This window comes from Stenotrophomonas sp. PS02297, assembly GCF_029959705.1.
Taxonomy (GTDB): Bacteria; Pseudomonadota; Gammaproteobacteria; order Xanthomonadales; family Xanthomonadaceae; genus Stenotrophomonas; species Stenotrophomonas nitritireducens.
Genome location: NZ_JASCOS010000005.1, coordinates 25996 through 43666, shown reverse-complemented (window position 1 = coordinate 43666; position 17671 = coordinate 25996). Strand labels below are relative to the sequence as shown.

At 60.0% G+C, this 17671-nt stretch carries 11 protein-coding genes and 1 tRNA gene; 3 read left to right on the top strand and 9 right to left on the bottom strand.

The window, feature by feature from the left end:
• Window positions 1-44 precede the first annotated feature (44 nt).
• From QMX80_RS02240 to QMX80_RS02230, 3 genes are all read left to right on the top strand, one after another.
• A tRNA-Ser gene (locus QMX80_RS02240) sits at window positions 45-137 on the top strand.
• A 395-nt stretch (window positions 138-532) separates the two neighbouring features.
• Window positions 533-874: a hypothetical protein gene (locus QMX80_RS02235; protein WP_253133531.1), complete on the top strand. Its 342-nt coding sequence runs from the start codon at window positions 533-535 to the stop codon at window positions 872-874.
• Window positions 875-876: 2 nt separating this feature from the next.
• A complete protein-coding gene (locus QMX80_RS02230) occupies window positions 877-2337 on the top strand; it encodes a YfjI family protein (RefSeq protein ID WP_253133529.1) in 1461 nt (486 codons plus the stop codon).
• 203 nt (window positions 2338-2540) lie between these two features.
• On the opposite strand, the gene QMX80_RS02225 is transcribed toward QMX80_RS02230, so the two are convergent.
• The 9 genes from QMX80_RS02225 to QMX80_RS02185 form a co-directional block, all read right to left on the bottom strand.
• Complete coding sequence (locus QMX80_RS02225; RefSeq protein ID WP_253133528.1) at window positions 2541-3554, bottom strand: DUF4917 family protein; 1014 nt, start codon at window positions 3552-3554, stop codon at window positions 2541-2543.
• A 6-nt stretch (window positions 3555-3560) separates the two neighbouring features.
• Window positions 3561-4700, bottom strand: coding sequence for a 5-methylcytosine-specific restriction endonuclease system specificity protein McrC (mcrC, locus tag QMX80_RS02220; RefSeq protein WP_253133526.1), 1140 nt, complete (start codon window positions 4698-4700; stop codon window positions 3561-3563).
• The gene (locus QMX80_RS02215) at window positions 4700-6922 is read right to left on the bottom strand and encodes an AAA family ATPase (RefSeq protein ID WP_253133524.1); all 2223 of its coding nucleotides are present in this window, start codon (window positions 6920-6922) and stop codon (window positions 4700-4702) included. The genes mcrC and QMX80_RS02215 overlap by 1 nt, the downstream gene beginning before the upstream one ends.
• A gap of 12 nt (window positions 6923-6934) precedes the next feature.
• Window positions 6935-9922: a type I restriction endonuclease subunit R gene (locus QMX80_RS02210; protein WP_282274987.1), complete on the bottom strand. Its 2988-nt coding sequence runs from the start codon at window positions 9920-9922 to the stop codon at window positions 6935-6937.
• A complete protein-coding gene (locus tag QMX80_RS02205; RefSeq protein WP_253133520.1) occupies window positions 9915-11108 on the bottom strand; it encodes a restriction endonuclease subunit S in 1194 nt (397 codons plus the stop codon). Before QMX80_RS02205 ends, QMX80_RS02210 begins: the two co-directional genes overlap by 8 nt.
• Window positions 11101-12627: a class I SAM-dependent DNA methyltransferase gene (locus QMX80_RS02200; protein ID WP_253133518.1), complete on the bottom strand. Its 1527-nt coding sequence runs from the start codon at window positions 12625-12627 to the stop codon at window positions 11101-11103. Before QMX80_RS02200 ends, QMX80_RS02205 begins: the two co-directional genes overlap by 8 nt.
• Window positions 12624-14120 (bottom strand): class I SAM-dependent DNA methyltransferase, encoded by a 1497-nt coding sequence (locus QMX80_RS02195; protein WP_253133516.1) that lies wholly within the window; start codon window positions 14118-14120, stop codon window positions 12624-12626. Before QMX80_RS02195 ends, QMX80_RS02200 begins: the two co-directional genes overlap by 4 nt.
• A gap of 65 nt (window positions 14121-14185) precedes the next feature.
• Window positions 14186-15595 (bottom strand): DNA-processing protein DprA, encoded by a 1410-nt coding sequence (locus QMX80_RS02190; RefSeq protein WP_253133514.1) that lies wholly within the window; start codon window positions 15593-15595, stop codon window positions 14186-14188.
• A complete protein-coding gene (locus QMX80_RS02185) occupies window positions 15592-17670 on the bottom strand; it encodes a RecQ family ATP-dependent DNA helicase (RefSeq protein ID WP_253133512.1) in 2079 nt (692 codons plus the stop codon). Before QMX80_RS02185 ends, QMX80_RS02190 begins: the two co-directional genes overlap by 4 nt.
• Between the last annotated feature and the right edge of the window lies 1 nt (window position 17671).

Below are 17671 nucleotides of genomic sequence, written 5' to 3'. Positions count from 1 at the left end.
TAGAATCTGCGCCCCTGCAGCGCCTTCGGGTGGCGGCAGGTCCCGGAGAGGTGTCCGAGTGGTTGAAGGAGCACGCCTGGAAAGTGTGTAAGCGTCTAAACCGCGCTTCGGGGGTTCGAATCCCCCTCTCTCCGCCAGATATTCGAACTAAGCCCCTGATTTTTAGGGGCTTTTTTCTTTTCCGATCACTCCAGTATGCCGTCCAGTATGCCACAGCAAGTTGGCTGTGGTTGGGCCCCTTTGCGCCGCGCTGCGCATCGCGAAGCAGCGGAAACCCGTGAGGGCTGCACTACCCATTGCTCTCATGCGAAACGTGCCTGACTCCAGCTTGATGCAATTGGCCTACCGGACTTTGCCGCGGCCGCCTTACTGACCTCTTGCTGACAAGGGCCAGCCCCCCCCGCTCGACAGGAATTTCCGGAGAGGTTTCTGGATCACTTGCCGAAATCCGCTCCTTATTCAATTTCCTCGTACCTGCCCAGCATGTCCGCTGAGGACAGCCATCCCGGCTCTCCCGATCGAGGACAAGCACATGCCACCCGGCACCGTTAACGAAATGGCCGCGCAGTTCACCGCAGCGTACCAGGCACTCAAAGACAAGAAAGATGCCGAACGGCTCCTTACGCTTATCAAGCCGATGATCCTGACCGCCAAGGCGGACGGCATCAGCGACAAGGAGTTGATTGACCTGATCAATGCCTTGGGTCTGCGAGAGAAGTTCTACCCCGCAAAGCTCAAGGAGCTGCGCGGCCGACTGGGCAAGTCTGAATCGGACGCGCCCGCCAGTGGCGAAGAGGACCCGTCGGCGAGCGAGGTTTCCCTCCATGCGCTCGCAGCCGCGCTCAACGGCCGTCTTGAGAGGGCCGCAGTGTGAACATGCTTACGCCGCTCACGACCTTCCAGGCATCCGACCACAACTTCGGCATGCTCCCGCCGCTGGCCGCAGCTGCCGCGAGGGCAGTTTGCGCCAGGGCCACGGAAGCCTGCCCCGCCTTGGTCCGGACGCACCTGCTTTCGGTCCTGTCCTCCGCGGTTGCGCCTCTCTACGTAATGTCGCCCCCAAACTGGACGCCCATTCCCATCAGCGTCAACACGCTGTGCATCGCCGATGTTGGTGGAAGTAAGAGCCCGGTACACGAGTGCATGATCCAGCCGCTCAAGGACCACGCTCGAGACAGCTTCGCTCGGTATGAGGTCGCGCGGACCGAAGCGAGCGCCGCGTCGGCCGAGCAACAGTTCCATATCAAGCTCCTGAAGGCCGAGATCGCGCGCTGCCTGCGCAAGCAGGAGCCCGCGCAGGAACTTCTTGCGACGCTGGCCGAGCTGCACCGTACGGCCGCAGCGGCCCCCAAACACCGTCCGCGCCTCGCGAGCAACCTCGACCTGGAAAGCCTGCTTCACCAGCTGGATGGCGAGCACGAAGCCGTCGATTTCCTTACCGACGAAGGTGACAAGCTGCTGAGCTCCAGCTTGATGCGCCACGTGTCGGATCTGGTTGATCTGATCGACGGCAAGCCGCTGGAGTTTCGTCGAGAGAAGAAGAGGCATCTCTATGCCAGCCAACCACGTGGCACGTTCGGCTTGCTGGCGCAGTCCGCCGCGATCGAGCCGTTCCGCCCCCGGTGCAAGCGCAATGAGTACACCGAGCACAAGGCCGTCAGGCTCGGCTTCTTCGCGCGTTTCCTCGTCTGCGTCGCCCAGCCGTCGCCCATGGGCAATCGATACGCACCCGAGGGCGACGATGACGAGGCTCTTTCGAATCTCCACGAGGCGCTCAAGGAGCTTTACGACCTGCACCAGGACAACCAGGAGGCCGGTGGCATTGCACCCATCGAACTGGCCTTCGCACCTGACGCGCTGGGCTACTGGGACGAGCTGTGCCGCATCACTCACAATCTCAAGTTCGGACAGCTCGCGCATATCGCCGACTTCGTCTCGAAGATGCTCAACCTGACCGCCCGGCTGGCTGCGGTGCTGCATGTATGGGAAAGCCAGACCCACTACGTCTCGATCTCCTGCCTCCAACGTGCCTGGGCGCTTGTCTCCTGGCATGCCACCCAGTACGAACTCGTGTTCGTGCCGCCACCTCCCCTGCCCCAACAGGAGGCCGACGTGGCAGCCGTAATCGAGCACTTGAAGATCTTTCGCCTTGAAACCGACTACAAGGAAGTTCCCACGGAGCCTATTGGCCTGTTGCTTGGCATTCCCAGCAATCGTCTGCGCGCCGCCCTTCTACGCATGGAGCAGCGAGACCTGATCGAGTTGTGCGGCGGCAAGACAACGTTTATCAACTGCATGAAGATGTTCTCGCGATCGCGCAACATTACGTGGCGGTGAGCGTGACAGAGCGAACAAAATGCCCGGCAAACGCCGGGCATCTTTCTATTCAAGAGGCTTCGTCCTCGAATGCTCGCCGACAGCAGGCCCTTAGCGCGACCCGTGGAAATCCGCGAGTTCACACTTCATCTCGGTGCGAGGCGACCTCAGACATCGACCCTGATGCGACGCCGTTCAAACGCAATCTCGGAGGGCATGCACCGTCATGGATTGTTCCAACAACCTGGGCTCTTCGAATCAAAAAACGTCACAACCGTTTCTGGCAAGGACCGGCCAGCGGCCTTGAGCACCTGGTGGCAGAACGCCTGCTGATCCGGTTCTGGTTGACCAGTGAACACGGAGACCGCCATTCGCTTGGGTGGACTTGTCGCGATTGCCTCAAGCACGTGCTGATCCCTTTCGTCAAAGCTCCAGCCATACACGACCAGATTCTCTCCGAGGCTGGGTAGAACCTCTTCATACACGTTCGTCAGGTAGTGGCTCCGACGAATCGCTGCGACCTTCTGCTTGCTGGTTCCCTCGCTAACAAACACGGGCACGTAGTTTCCGGACGACCACCAGAGAGTTATCGTGTCGAGCATGTCACCTGCGGCCCCTGCACCAACAGAAATCTTTGTCTCATCACCAATGTAGTCACGCGCCACGGCGAGACTGCCGTGAGGATAAAACACTAGCGTGGCCCCACCGGCCGGGGGAAGCGGCCTGCGCAGATACCCCCAGTCCGTCTGGAATTCCCCATGATGGAACGCGTCTTTGAACCAGCTGCCGCTTGCCGCATTGAACAGCAGCATGGCCCAGTACAATGTGAGGTCGTAGTTCAGGCTGACGACAGTCGGAAACGCGCTCGCGAATGCACCAACCTTTTGTAAGTCGGTGGCGATATCCGCATGTACAGGATGCACGCTGTGCACCGCCTCGATCAGTGCGGTGCGCACTTCCGCATAAGCCGCAGAGATGTCGGCAGACGGAGTTCCCAGTGCCACGTTGACGTGCTCGGCATACCAGCACGCAAGCAGAACATGCTCGAAGTCGGTCGTCCCGAGCTTGGTGAATATTGGCGCGGTGGTTGCGAGCAACCCTTCTGCATCAGCGACGCTGTGGAGCGTTGGGTATGCAAACTCCTTGTGGATGGCGATGCTGGCGCCGTTACCCAGAAGGAGGGAACTCCAACCTTCCGCGCTGATGTTTGCCCAAGTGTCGATTTCGATTCTGTCCATGTCCTTTCACGCGCCTGCCTTCATCGTGTGGTCAGGTACGCAAAGTCGCAGCAGCTGCGCCCTGATGTCCGCAGGAGTTGCCGTCAAATCCACAGTGGCAAATCGAATGGCGTGCCCCTGGATCAGCACTGTCTCGTCGACCATCTGGCCGATCGCGGGATGCAACAACAATCCACTCGCGCGATCTGCAAGCGCATCGCCGCACCCAGCCTGGGAGCGCAGATAGGCGTAGATCTGGTACACGTATCCGCTGCGCAGGGTTTCCTCACGGTACCAACCGCTCGTCACAATCGAGGTGAACTTGGTATCGATGACGATCCTCTGCCCGGTTGACGGGTGGTCGAGCACGACATCAGTTCGCATCGTCGGCAGGATCTTGTCGATCCCCGCCGTCTTCTGCTCGATCTGCCAGCCCAACGTCCCGCCGCATAGCACCCGCCAGCCCTGCGGACTCACTACGACTTCGTAGAAGCCGCCCACCGCCCGCTCGAACAAACGGCGTACCCACGGTGCTTCTCGGTCCGGCAGAGAGAGCACATTCGCACCCGACGCCTCCGTAGGTAGCACTAGGTCGAACGCCAGCTTTGCGGCTGCCACCATGAACCGGTCGTCCGCATCGTTACGGCCGAAACGATCAGTGCTCATTTGGGCGCGGGTCGGTGCGTCCCCTGATACACCCATTGCCTTCATGTCACCCGCAAGTGCGCGGCACCGATGGGCAACGTCCTTCCTCTGAACGATCCTGGAGATGGACTCCAAGGCTGCTCGGACGAAACGATTGCGTGGGGTGTCGATGGTGAGTTCGTCGAACCGGCAAGCCACCAGGCCTCTATCCATCAACTGATGGCGTTCGGTGGTCAAGACGTCGATCCGACCGCGCACGCGATTGATGACTGCGTTACGAGATCGATAGCCAAGACTCAAGCGGCGACGCTGTCGCACCTCAACCGCGTGGGCAAGGATCTCCGCGACTAGATCCGGTAGATCGTCCGGGCTGTCTTCCAAGCCGATCTTGCCGATGCCGCGAGTGCGGAACAGGTCAGAGGCGTAGAGCATCAGCAGCCAGAGGTTGCGCACCGGAATGCGTCCAATGAAACCCTCAGCTCTCATGGATGCACTTTCCACCTGTTCTGCGACGGCGGTCATCACCAGCCCTGCGTCAGCCGTGCAATCGCCTTTTGTGCTTCGTCGGGCGCGTCGAACCAGTATTCATCCAGCAACGGGCCGATCTCCGTCTCCACGATCTGCTGGAACCACTTCTTCGTGTCTCCCGCCTCCAGTCGGTGTGCGGGCGTCACATAGCTGTGACCAATCCGGAACTGCTTGCCAAGGCGCGCGTCCGCCGCGATCTGGTCGTTCAGCTCGGCGATACGGCGCTCGATATCCGCGACCAAGCCCGGATCGACAGCACACTCCTTGACCACCCAATCCCGCCAAACCTGGCCCAGTCTTGGCTCCAGCCCAACGAAAGCAAAGCGGCGACGCAATGCCAGATCGACCAGTGCAAGTGATCGGTCAGCGATATTCATGGTGCCGACCACATAGAGATTCTCGGGAATATGGACGGGACGTCGTTTGCCGTCCGCATCCGGATAGCAGAGTTCCAGCGCTTCGTTGGGTGTCCGCTTGCCGGCCTCAAGCAGCGTCAGCAACTCGCCGAAGATCTGCGCCGGGTTTCCACGGTTGATCTCCTCGATCACCACGACAAACTTCGACGAAGGGTCCTTCGATGCGGCCTTGATAGCTTCCATGAAGACACCGTCCGCCAGCGACAACTTACCTTCGCCAGTGGGGCGCCACCCTCGAACAAAGTCCTCGTAGGACAGGTTGGGGTGGAACTGCACGGCGCGGACCTTACTGTCGTCTTTCTGCCCCATGAGCGCGAACGCGAGCCGTTTGGCTAGCCAGGTCTTGCCCGTGCCCGGAGGCCCCTGAAGGATGAAGTTCTTTTTTGTGCGCAGACGATCGAGCAAGCGGTCAATCTCGGCCCGCTCCAGGAAACAGCCGTCCTTGAGGATGTCCTCCACCGAGTAGGGAACGATTGGCGCTGCCACCTGAAAGGCTTCGCGAACTTCACCTTCAGTTTCCTGTTCGGCTCCGGCATTGGTACCGATATCGCCAGCCGGCACAGGCTCGTCAACCGGGTCTTTGTACATCCAGGACGCAAGCGACAGGTCTGGGAAACTGTGGACCGGATAGCCGTCTTCGCCGAAGCGCGACCGCAAATCGTCTAGCAGCTTCAAATACTCGCGTCCATCACAGGGACCTTGCTGACCACTGATGGGAACATTCAGGCCGAGCCGCTTGTTGATGTAGTGGCGCGACTGGCTATCAAGCGTCAGGAATTCCCACGGATGCGCCCAGTAGAGACCTGTCGAAAGGTTCCATGCGACACCCCACACTTGGGTTGCCTCGTCATAAGCCCGGATGAAGGCATCTCGGGTGTCCAACTGATCGCCATCGACCATCTTGCTCGCGGCAACGAATACCTTCCATAGCGCGTCGATGTCGCCCGCACCACGCTTGTCGGCATAGGCGAAAAACCAGGAACGTTGGTTGTTGAGAACGGGGATGCCTTCGAATGAAGGCGGGACCGGCACCGTCACACCCAGCAACTTGGCAAGTTCGCCCGCGATGGTCTTGCGGTTAGCATCGGTCATGGATCGGTTAAAGGTGCCCATCGTGGTGAATGGGCAAATGTCCCGCAGCGGACCACTGGTTCCATCAGGAAACTTATCCTGGAGATAGGTCAGCCCCGGCACCCGGGACGCGATCTCGTGGATGCCCTCGATGAGCGGCGTTCGATCGTCTGCGTGGGCCAGCAGCTTTTCGGCCACTGCCTCGTAGAAGTCCGTCCACTCGAAGCGCTGCTTTTCTGGCGAAGTCGTGCCGTAACGCTCCCGCCAAAAGGGCTCGTTGCGAAAGCGATCTACATCCTGCGGCTTGCCGTCAAACGCAAATGCAATCAGCGCATCGTTCATCCATTCGCCGGGCAGCACACGCCAGATCGTTGCTCGGTGAGTGTAGAAGTACCACTCCCGTACTGGCTCGACCTTGGCCCAGTCCACCTTCACCCGCTTCCCGTCGTTCAGGTTTTCAGTGATCGTGCCGACCGCCTTGATGCCCATAACCGAAACCGCTCGGCCTCGGCTATCGAAAGGCAGACCGTGCTTTCGCGTGTAAGACGACTTGATGGCGATCCGCTCTCCCGGGCGCATGGAACGCACCACTTCGAGGAGCTTGTCGTCGTAGCCGTTCTCCCAAATTCCTTCCGCAAGAAATCGCGGCATCTGATCATCGGTACCGCCGTAGCTGGCGCCGACAAACCAGGTTGCATGCGGTGCACTATCTATCGTCTGAGTGGTCATCCCCCGCCCCCTTTAGTAATACTGCCGGATGTAGCTGTAGGCCTTCTCGAACAGCTCCTCATCCGCATGCAGCTTGTATTTGAAGAGGGCCTTGCGCAGTGCCTTCTTGACTTCACGCTCGCCGGCCTGCGTGCCTTGCCAGCCCGGGAAGCGGACGAGGCGCACGATCTCGTCGATGTCCGCCACAACGCGTTCGACCATGATGGGCGTCTCGGCGGTCTTCACCTCGTTGAACAGCTCGGTCAGCGCCGCCTTTCCGCGATCCTCGTCCTCTTCGGGCGGGACCTCCTTCTCGGCTTGCAGCGTTTCCTTGGCGATCTCGAGCAACTGCTTCAGAAACTCGACGCTGTTGATCTGTCCGGATTCGAAACGGTCCTTCAGCGCATCGAGTCGTTCCGACAGTTTCTTGAACTTGGGGTTGCCGCCATGCCCGCGCAGCCGGCGCTTGAGCTTGATCTCGATCTCCTTGGCCTTCTTGGGATCGGGGTTCGAGAGCACTGCCTCCAGTAGATCGGCGTCCAGCACCAGGGTGTCGAGGTCATCCCGCACCGCGTCGACATGCACGTTCTGGTGGATCAGCTCGATGGTCTTTGCGCCCAGCGAATGCCAGATCAGCTTGCCGTGGCCACTGGACGGCTGCACCGACTGGTACACCTGAGACAGCCACTTGTAGTCCTTCTCGAAGGGGCCCAGTACGGTGTCCGGTGACAGCGCCTCCCAAATCTTGCTGAGCACGCTGTACTCGGCAGCAAAGTTGTCTCGCACCTCGTTGTTGGGCAGGCACTGCTGCGCCGCGATCAGGCCTTCGTAGCCTTGCAGCGTGCGGTCGCAGCCCTGGAAGAAGGCCAGGCATTTCTGCATCGCCTCAGGCAGCTTGTCCTTCAACTCCTGGATGTTGCTGACCACCTGCTTGACGGTCTGGTCGTCGAACTCCAGCGCCGCCGCAACGTCATCGAAGATGCCGAGGTAGTCCACGATCAAACCGTGGGTCTTCTGCTCCGAGTAGGTTCGGTTCACGCGGCAGATGGCCTGCAGCAGCGTGTGGTCCCGCAACGGCTTGTCCAGGTACATCGCCTGCAGGATGGGCGCGTCGAAGCCCGTCAGCAGCTTGGCCGTCACGATGATCAGCTTCAGCGGGTCGGCCGGGTCGCGGAAACGATCCAGCAGCCGTTCCTCTTCGTCACGGGTGCGGTCGTACTTCGCGTACTGAGGGTGGTCCTTCTTGTCGGACGCCTGCACCGACATCACGATGTCCGTGGCCTCGGGCGGCAGTAGCTTGTCCAGCTCGGACTTGAAAAGAAGGCAGGACTCTCGGTCGAACGTGACAATCTGGCCCTTGAAGCCGTTCGGCTCCACCTTGGTCTGGAAGTGCTCGACGATGTCCTCGCACACCTTGCGGATGCGTTCGGGCGTCTTGACCAGCACGGCCATCTTGGCGGCGGTCTTGGCGAGGTTGTCCTTGTCCAGGTCCGACAGGCCGCCAGTCAAGTCCTTGTAGGCAGCGTCCAGCGCGGCCTTGTCGATGTGCAGGTCGATCAGGCGGGGCTCGAAGTGCAGCTTCAGCGTGGCGCCGTCGCGGATCGACTCCTCGAAGCCGTAGCGGCTCATATAGCCCTTCTCGTCTTCGTCGGCACCGAAGGCGTAGAAGGTGTTTCGGTCGGACCGGTTGATCGGCGTGCCCGTCAGGCCAAACAAGAACGCGTTGGGCAGGGCCTCGCGCATCTTGCGGCCCAGGTCGCCTTCTTGCGTGCGGTGGGCCTCGTCCACCAGCGCGATAATGTTGTTGCGCGTGTTCAGCGCACCGCTGGCTTCGCCGAACTTGAAGATCGTCGTGATGATGATCTTGCGCACGTCCTGCGCCAGCAACTGCTGCAGCTTCTCGCGGCTGTCGGCCTTCTCCAGGTTGGGGATGTCTGCCCCGGTGAAGGTGCCGGTGATCTGAGTATCCAGGTCGATCCGATCCACCACGATCAGCACGGTGGGATTCTTCAGGCCGGCATGCATGCGCAGCTTCTGCGCGGCAAACACCATCAGCAGTGACTTGCCCGAACCCTGGAAGTGCCAGATCAGCCCTTTCCTGGGGTAGCCCGCCAGCACGCGCTCGACGATCTTGTTGGCCGCTTCAAACTGCTGGTAGCGGCAAATGATCTTGATGCGCTGCTTTTTCTTGTTGGTGGCGAACAGGGTGAAGCTGCCGAGGATGTCCAGCACCACATGCGGGCGCAACATGCTCTCAGCGGACAGCTTGAGCGACTTCAGCGGGTGGTGCTGACCATCCTCCCCATTGCCATCCAGATGCCACGGCCCCCAATCCTTGACCGGCAGGCCGATGCACCCGTAGTGGTAAGCCTTGCCTTCGGTCGCCACCGAGAACACGTTGCAGACGAAGAGCTCAGGCACGAACTTCTCGTAGTCGTCGTGCACCTGCACCGCGCCATCGACCCAGCTGATGCACTTCTTGACTGGCGTCTTGGCCTCGATCAGTACCAGCGGCAGCCCGTTGACCAACAACACCAGATCGGCGCGGCGCTCGGTGGGGCCTGCGCGGTAGATGAACTGCTGGGTGACGATGTACTGGTTCTGCGCCAGATCATCCAGGTCGATCAGCCGCACCGGCACATGCTCGTTGTTGGGGCCGAAGGGCATCGAGCGCTCACCGCGCATCCAGGCGGTCATTTCCTCGTTGGCGCGGATCAGGCCATCCGAGCGCACCGAGAGCACGATGGCACGCAGCTTGTAGAGCACCTCGTCGGCGCGATCGGGCTGAGCGGCAATCTCCGGGTTCAGGCGGATCAGCGCCTCACGCAGCCAGGGTTCAACCAGCACTTCCTGAATCTGGCGCGGCACCTCAGCCGGGGCGGCGTAGCGCCAGCCGATGCCTTTGGGGCTGGGACCGTAGCTGGCTTGAGGTTCCTGGGCGGTGTTGGCCGGGACAGCTTTGATAGGGCCGGAGAGCAGATCGCGAACGTAGGCTTCGACGGTGTTGGATTCGTTAAACATGCTCCGTCTCCGCAAACGCTGATTTACGCATCTGATCGCGAACAACAAGTGATAACTGCAATCGAGCTACTGCTTCCTTTTTGGATGCCAGGTATGAATCAAGCTCCTCCGCAACTTCAATCTGCTCAGCCAACGATCTGAACGGAATTCCAAAACGCCTGATGTTAGAAAGGTTCAGTCGCTTTCTCGTGGTGCCTTGCGCCATCGCGCGAGCTTGGCTTAGCCCCACGCTGCTATTCAGAAAATGGACGAGATACTTTGCCGATATCCGTTCATTGGTCCGAAGACAGTAGCAATCCGCCTTGTTTATTGCTGGTCCCATTTTCAATGGGACGATGCAAGCACGCCCCATCGGGATGCGATCATCGCCAAGGCCTGCGATGATGACGTCCCCGCCTTTTACTTCATAACCACGAAGCTCATCGAAGTAGTCCATTGGGACAAACGCGGAGTCCGTGTCGTTGAACTCTAGAAGATCAATGTTATTCAACCGAATGACGCGGGCCCCTTGGTCAGAGTAATGCTCAGTCTTTAGTTTGCTTCCAAACGGGCCATCAGATGAGTAGTCAACCAACGCCCCCAGGGGTACAAATTCTCCTGCAGCGTCCGTGGCGAACAAATCTGTCGTCCTTGACTTCCACAACTGCTCAGATGCAGAAATCAGATTCTGATAGGACTCTACAAGCGCATTGGACGACCTGAGTCCCTGCAATATGCGCTGCTGCTCATCCAGGGGCGGCAGAGCAAACTCTTGGACTGCCATCGTTTTCCAGTTGATTGTGGGCGACAGCGAGCCAACCGAGATCTCGACTGCCCGATTCATAAAGAGATCGCTCTGCATGAAGAAGGGCAGGAACTCGGGAAGGACGACCTCAGGTTTGGCTCGCAGGACCATGGCATGCGCCGAGCAAATGCCATCAAAATCGGCAACACCGAGCTTGCGCTGGTAGGCGCGACGGCGACCGAAAATGATGTCGCCCTTCTTGAACATCAGCTTGGTGGCTTCCACGTCGTCTGGCGTACCCCAGCGGCGGATCTTCAGCGAATCGGCATCCAGGTGTTCCAGACCAACGTAGTGCTCCATGCCCGACTCGGACGGGTTGTCGATGCGCGCATTGACGTTGGTCGCCATCTGATCGAAGCGCCAGACCTTCCAGCCTGGCTTCAAATTCTTGTTATCAGACACGCTCGATGTCCTCCGTAATCAGCCCATCCAGCGTTTCCACCAGCGCGTCCATCTGTTGCCAGAACGCGCGGCCATCCGTTTGCCATTGGTCCCATGCCGAGCGCAGCGATACCGCGTCGCCATTGCTGTCGGTAGCGACGGCTGCGGCAATGCGCTTCACATACAGCGGGATAGAGAGGTTGCCCGCATTGGCGCCGATTTCGCCCAGGGTGGCGACCTTGGCGAAACCGGGCACGTCCGCAAAGGTCTTATAGGCGGTCAGGATGCGCTGTTGATGCGCGGGCTTCAGAAAGCTCTGCGCCCGTTCCCGGGTGACCTCGTTCACCGCGTCGATGAAGATCACCTTGCCCTTGCGAGCAGCCGCCTTCTTGCGGTTGCAGATGACGATGCACGACTCCATTGGGGAGTTGTAGAACAGGTTGGGGCCCAAGCCGATGACAGCCTCGACCCAGTCCTGCTCAACCATCTTGGCGCGCATGGCCTGTTCCTCGTTGCGGAACAGCACGCCATGCGGCCACAGCACGGCGCAGCGGCCCTTGGCGGTAAGGCTGGTCAGGATGTGCTGCTGGAACGCATAGTCGGCGCGGCCCTGCGGCGGCGTGCCCAGGGAGTTGCGGCCCCACTTGTCGCTGCTCCAGGCCTCGCGATTCCACTGCTTGATGGAGTACGGCGGGTTGGCCAGGATCACGTCGAACTGGCGCAGACGGTCGCCCTCGATGTGCTTGGGGTCGGCCAGGGTGTCGCCACGGATGATCTCGAAGTCCTCCACGCCGTGCAGGAACAGGTTCATGCGCGCGATGGACGAGGTGATAAGGTTTCGCTCCTGCCCGTAGAGCTTGAGCGTGCGGTACTCGCCGCCCGAGCGCTTCACTTCATCCAGCGCCGAGATCAACATGCCGCCGGTGCCGCATGTGGGGTCGTAGATCGACTCGCCCGCCTGCGGCGCCAGAAGCTGCGTCATCAGGTGGACGACGGTGCGGTTGGTATAGAACTCGGCTGCCGTGTGGCCGGAATCGTCCGCGAACTTCTTGATCAGGTACTCGTAGGCGTTGCCGAGCTCGTCCTCCGGCACGTTGGCCACCGAGAGTGTCTGCGTCGAGAAGTGCTCGATCAGGTTTTTCAGCGTTTCGTCGGGCAGACGCTCGCGGTTGGTCCATGGCGCATCGCCGAAGATGCCGTCGAGCAGATCCGGGTTGGCGGTTTCGATGGCGCGCATGGTCTTCTGGATGGCGGCACCGACGTTCTTCGGGGTCTGGCGTATATCGTTCCAGTGCGCGCCCTCGGGAATCTGGAAGCGGTGGTTCTCCGCGAACTGCGCGTAAGAGAGGTCACCGCCTGAGTTGGCCAGCGCCGCCTGGTATTCCTCGTCCCAGACATCCGAGACCCGTTTGTAAAACAGCAGCGGGAAGATGAACTGCTTGTAGTCACCCGCGTCGATGAGGCCGCGAAGCAGCACGGCGGCGCCCCACAGGTAGCTTTCGAGTTCTTGTTGGCTGATGCGTTTGCTTGGGTGACTCATTGCAGCCATCCCCCTTCAGTCATGACCTGCGCAAGCCGCTCTTCGGCTTCACGGCAGCGGGTGAGCGCGTCCTTGAATGCCGCAATCGCATCGGGCAGCGGTGGGATGTCTTCTTGCAATGGCGGCAGGACATAGCGCGAGATGTTCAGCGTCCAGTCCTCGGCTTTGATCTCGTCGAGGCTGACCACGCGGACCGCGTCCTGCACATCGGCAAAGCCGCGATACCAGCCGAGGATTTCGGTGGCGTGCTCAGGCTCCAGATAGTTCTGCGCACGGCCCCGGCGGAACAGGCGTGACGCATCGGCGATCAGCACCTTGTTCTTGTGTTTGGCCGGCTTGCGCTTGCGCAAGACCAGGATGCACGCGGCGAGCCCGGTGCCGTAGAAAAGGTTGGGCGCCAAGCCGATCACCGCCTCGACCAGATCCATTTCCAGTAGCTTCTGGCGGATGTTGCCTTCCACACCTTTGCGGAACAGGGCGCCCTGGGGCAGCACCACGGCCATCCGACCGCTGACGTCGGCCATCGATTTGATCATGTGCTGCACCCACGCGAAGTCACCGCTGGATGAGGGTGGCAGACCGGCAAAATTGCGGCCGAAGGGATCGTTCAGCCACAGGTCCTCGCCCCACTTTTCCAGCGAGAACGGGGGGTTGGCGATCACGCAGTCGAAGGTGGCCAGTCGGTCGCCCTCGAAGAAGGCTGGGTTGCGCAGCGTGTCGCCGCGTACCACCTGGAAGTCTTCGATGCCGTGGAGAAACAGGTTCATCCGCGCGATAGACGAGGTGGTGAGGTTCTTCTCTTGACCGTACAGCTTGCCCCAGAGGCGCTTGACGTCACCGTGCTTTTCTTTGACGTGCTGCACGGCAGCAAGCAGCATCCCGCCGGTACCGCAGGCGGGGTCGTAGATGGTCTCGGCTTCCTTGGGATCGAGCATGTCGATCATCAGCCGCACGACGCTGCGCGGGGTATAGAACTCCCCGGCCTTCTTGTTGGTGGCGTCGGCGAACTTCTTGATCAGGTATTCGTAGGCGTCGCCAAGCAGATCCGAGTTGACGTTCTTGTTGCCAAACGGCAGCTTGGAGAAGTGCTCGATCAGGTCCTTGAGCAAGGCATCAGACAGCCGATCCTTGTTCGACCACTGGGCATCGCCGAACACGCCGTACAGGGTGTCGGGGTTGGCTTTCTCAATCTCGCGCATCGCGCGCTGAAGGGCCGTCCCAACATTGCTGGCCTTGGTGCGAACGTCGTTCCAGTGGCAGTCTTCCGGGATCTGGAAACGGTGCGATTCCGGGAACCAGGCCAGTTGCTCGTCGCCGGTCTCATCAACGATCTCCTGGTACTCCTCGTCCCAGACGTCGCAGATGCGCTTGAAGAACAGCAGCGGAAAGATGTAGGTCTTGAAGTCAGCCGCATCCACCGGGCCGCGTAGGATGTTGGCGGATTCCCAGAGGTGGCCTTCGAGTTGGCTGAGGGTGATTTGTTGGTCGCTCAAACGAATGGCCCTTCTATATCAATGCCGTCGCACTGCGGCTTGTCTTCTTGTTTGGTCTTCATCGGTTACTCGAATAGCCGCTTTTGCTTGACGATGTAGCCCGCAGGTTTCTTCTGTTTTTCTAGTACGCCTTCGTCAACCAGGCGCTGCAACCACGCCTTGGCCTGTGCATTGGAAACGTCCAGCGCCGCTGCTACTTCGGCGTCCTTCATCGGCGCACTCAAGAGTTGCTGAATCGCAGCGCGCACGGCAGCGAAGATCGCTTCGGCAGGGGTCGATTCCGGCTGCGGAGATTCCTTGGCCTCGTCTATAGGCGCCACGGCCTCTGGCGTGACTGGCGGCGATTCTTCCAATGCCTCAGCGGGTGGCTGCGCATCGGAAACAACGTCGACCGGTGCCGATGGCTCACTCGCGGCCTGGGGCGCTGGCGCGGTGTCGGGTGGCACGGGCGCCGTTGGCTTGGCGTCAGCCGATGTTGGCTCTTCGTTTGAAAACAGCGTAAAACCAACCTGTGGGGATGCCGTCGGCATGGGCATTGCCACGTTGAACACGTCCTCGAACGAATCCACGTCTTGCGGGTTCGACCAGGGAAGTGCGCCTTTCTTTCGCAAACCATCTAATCCGGCTGAAGCCTCGCCCGTCGATCGAATGAAGACCGGGACGAATTTGAGTTTGTCGAGCTGCTCGACAGCGCCCGCCCAAGTGCCACCTTTGTTGAGGTCGGAACTGACCACCAGTGAGGTGTCTGCCAGCGCATAGATCAGCTTGTTCCGCTGCATGGCGTTGCCGACATTGAACCCGGCACTCGGGTCGTAGGGCGAAATCAGGACCAGTTGCCCATCGAGCAGCAGGTTGCGGTGCTCGCGGTTCATGGTGGTCTTTTCCAGACTGTCCGCCAGAACGCCACAAACTTTTCCACCTCCCTCAAGCGCACCTCGCATGGCGGCCTGATCGATGCCCTTGGCGCCACCGGAGACAAGCGTTCTGCCTGCCCGAGCAGCGAGCCGGCCAACTGCCATGGTGTAGTCGATGAGGGCGTCGTCCACATGCCGCGATCCGACGACGGCAAGCCCACCGGTTTCGAGCAAAGCCATGTCGCCACAGCCGTAGAGCACTGCCGGCGCATCTTCGCGCAGGCGGGTCTTCAGACGACGCGGATACTCGGCATCGGCGCGGCTGACCACCCAAATGGCGCGCGCTTGCCAGCGCTCGATCACTTGGCTCAGCAGGAATCCGCGCCCCAGCAATTTCTGCAGGCGGCTCTCGTCAATCATCGGCTGGCACGCGCGCAAGATCTCAGCTGCGTCCGGTGAGAGGAGATCCGCAGGCTGACGCTGGATCTCGCGCAAATGACGCGCGAGACGTTTGTATTCACCTGGCGAGAGCAGATCCGATGACGCAGTGCCTCGTCCGGCAATGAGCGGCGCCGTCAGCAGCAGGATCGCCTGTGTATTGGGTGAGAGGACTGGCGTCATTCGTCGTGCCCCGTCTGTGAAAGGGCCATCGGCCAAACTGCACCACTACCGCTTTTGCGCAGCAGCCATGCAGCCACCGTCAGGGTCCAGCGCGAGTCGACCATGTCATCCACCAGGAGGACCGGGCCGGGAGGAATGGGCTGGCCGTTGAGTGCGAGCGAACCATCAATGTTGCGCGCCTGTTGTGTACTGTTTGCCATCGTTTTCTGTTCGGGCCTTGCGTCTGTTTTTGCGATGACCATATGAAACGGCAGACCCAGCGCAGCAGCCAAGCGTTGCGCGAAATTCGGCACCAATGCGGGATGCCGAAGCGAAGGAACGCAGGTCACCCAGGTCGGGCTCGGCTGCGGATTCCACTCTTGAATCATCTTCACGCACGCAGCAACGAGGTCATCGGAAAAGTAGCCGTCGTGGTACTTACCCTGTCGAACCAAGCCGCCCCAACCGGCATCACCCCAGACGCAGAGGGCTTTGCCTGGCTGCGCTTGATAGGGAATGGTGGATGCGGTGTGAATTCCGTACTGCGGCATTCCCCCCACGGGCCATTTTTTGCGAGGCTCGATGGGCAGACTTGTGCGACAAAGAAATTCCTCGGCTTCCCGAACCAGCAACTGATCTACTTCTTCTGACAGCGGCGGCAACGACGGTGGGCTGACGGTGCTTGAATCGCCGTCAAGCGCATCAATCAGAAAGCCCATGTGCTGCCCGAAAGGCCGAGAGACGTATTCCTGCATTTGCTGGAGCTCGGCACGCCTCAATTTGGTGAGCCGGTCTGCTCGCGCCCAGAATTCGTCTCCTAGCTCGGCTGCAGTAAGCTGCCACTTCGTACCTTGCTTGGCGATCGGCGCTGGAGATTCGAGAGACAGTGCCGTGATAGTCTTCTCGATGCGACCTTTGCTCATGTTCACGCAGGTCATGAGGTCAGGGATTGAAAGTCCTTCCGGTGCCTCATTAAGAGCCCCCAGGACATCGTCTACCTCTTGGCGAGTTGGGAACGCGCTACGGATAAACCAGTCGGTAATTCCTTCTTCTTCATCTCCGCTCAAGAGCACGCCATATGCAGATTCCAGCGCTCTTCCTGCGCGCCCTACTTGCTGGTAATAGGCGACAACTGAGCCTGGCATCTGAAAATGGATAACGAATGCCAGATCAGGCTTGTCGTAGCCCATACCCAATGCGGTGGTCGCTACAAGTGCCTTAACCTTGTTCTCCTGCAGAGCCTGCTCTAGCTCCTCACGCCGATCACCTGTCTTACCTGTATAGGCCTCTACAGCAAAGCCCTGGGCCTTGAGCCAATCCGCCAGTTGATTGGCATCTCGGATAGTGAGTGTGTAAATGATGCCGTGCCCTGGAAGTGAACTGAGTTGCTGCGCGATCCATGCCAGACGGACAGCCTGACTGGGCAAACGCATCGTCTGCAGCGTCAGAGAACTTCGATTCAGGTCACCGCGCAGCACCTTCATGTTGGGGCCGAGCACGGCCACAAGGTCTTCCATAACGCGATCGTTTGCTGTTGCCGTTGTGGCCAGCAGCCGCAGATTGGCTGGAAGCGTTCTGGCGATACGTTCCAGCAGTCGGTAGTGAGGACGGAAGTCGTGACCCCAATCGGAAATGCAATGAGCCTCATCGATAACCATCAGCGAAATCTGCCCTGCGATACCAGCTAGAACCTCTGTGTTAAACCAGTCGTTACCCAGCTTTTCTGGCGCTATCAGCAGAATGTCCACTTCGTTTCGACGCAGCTTGGCTTCAACCGATTTCCATTCATCCTGGTTATCGGAGTTGATGGTGGCGGCGCGAACCCCCATCCGTTCTGCCGCTGCGATCTGGTTTCGCATCAGCGCCAGCAGCGGCGAGATCAATAACGCCGGGCCGGCTCCAGCTTCCCGCAGCAACTTGGTCGCGATGAAGTAGACAAAGCTCTTACCCCACCCGGTCTTCTGCACGACCAGCAAGCGGCCTTTGCCTTCGACGATATGACGAATGGCATCTTCTTGGCCGTCGCGGAAAGTGGCATCGGCGCGTCCGGAGCCGATGCGAAGAAGTTCCAGCGCGCGTTTTGGATCGTAGGCCACG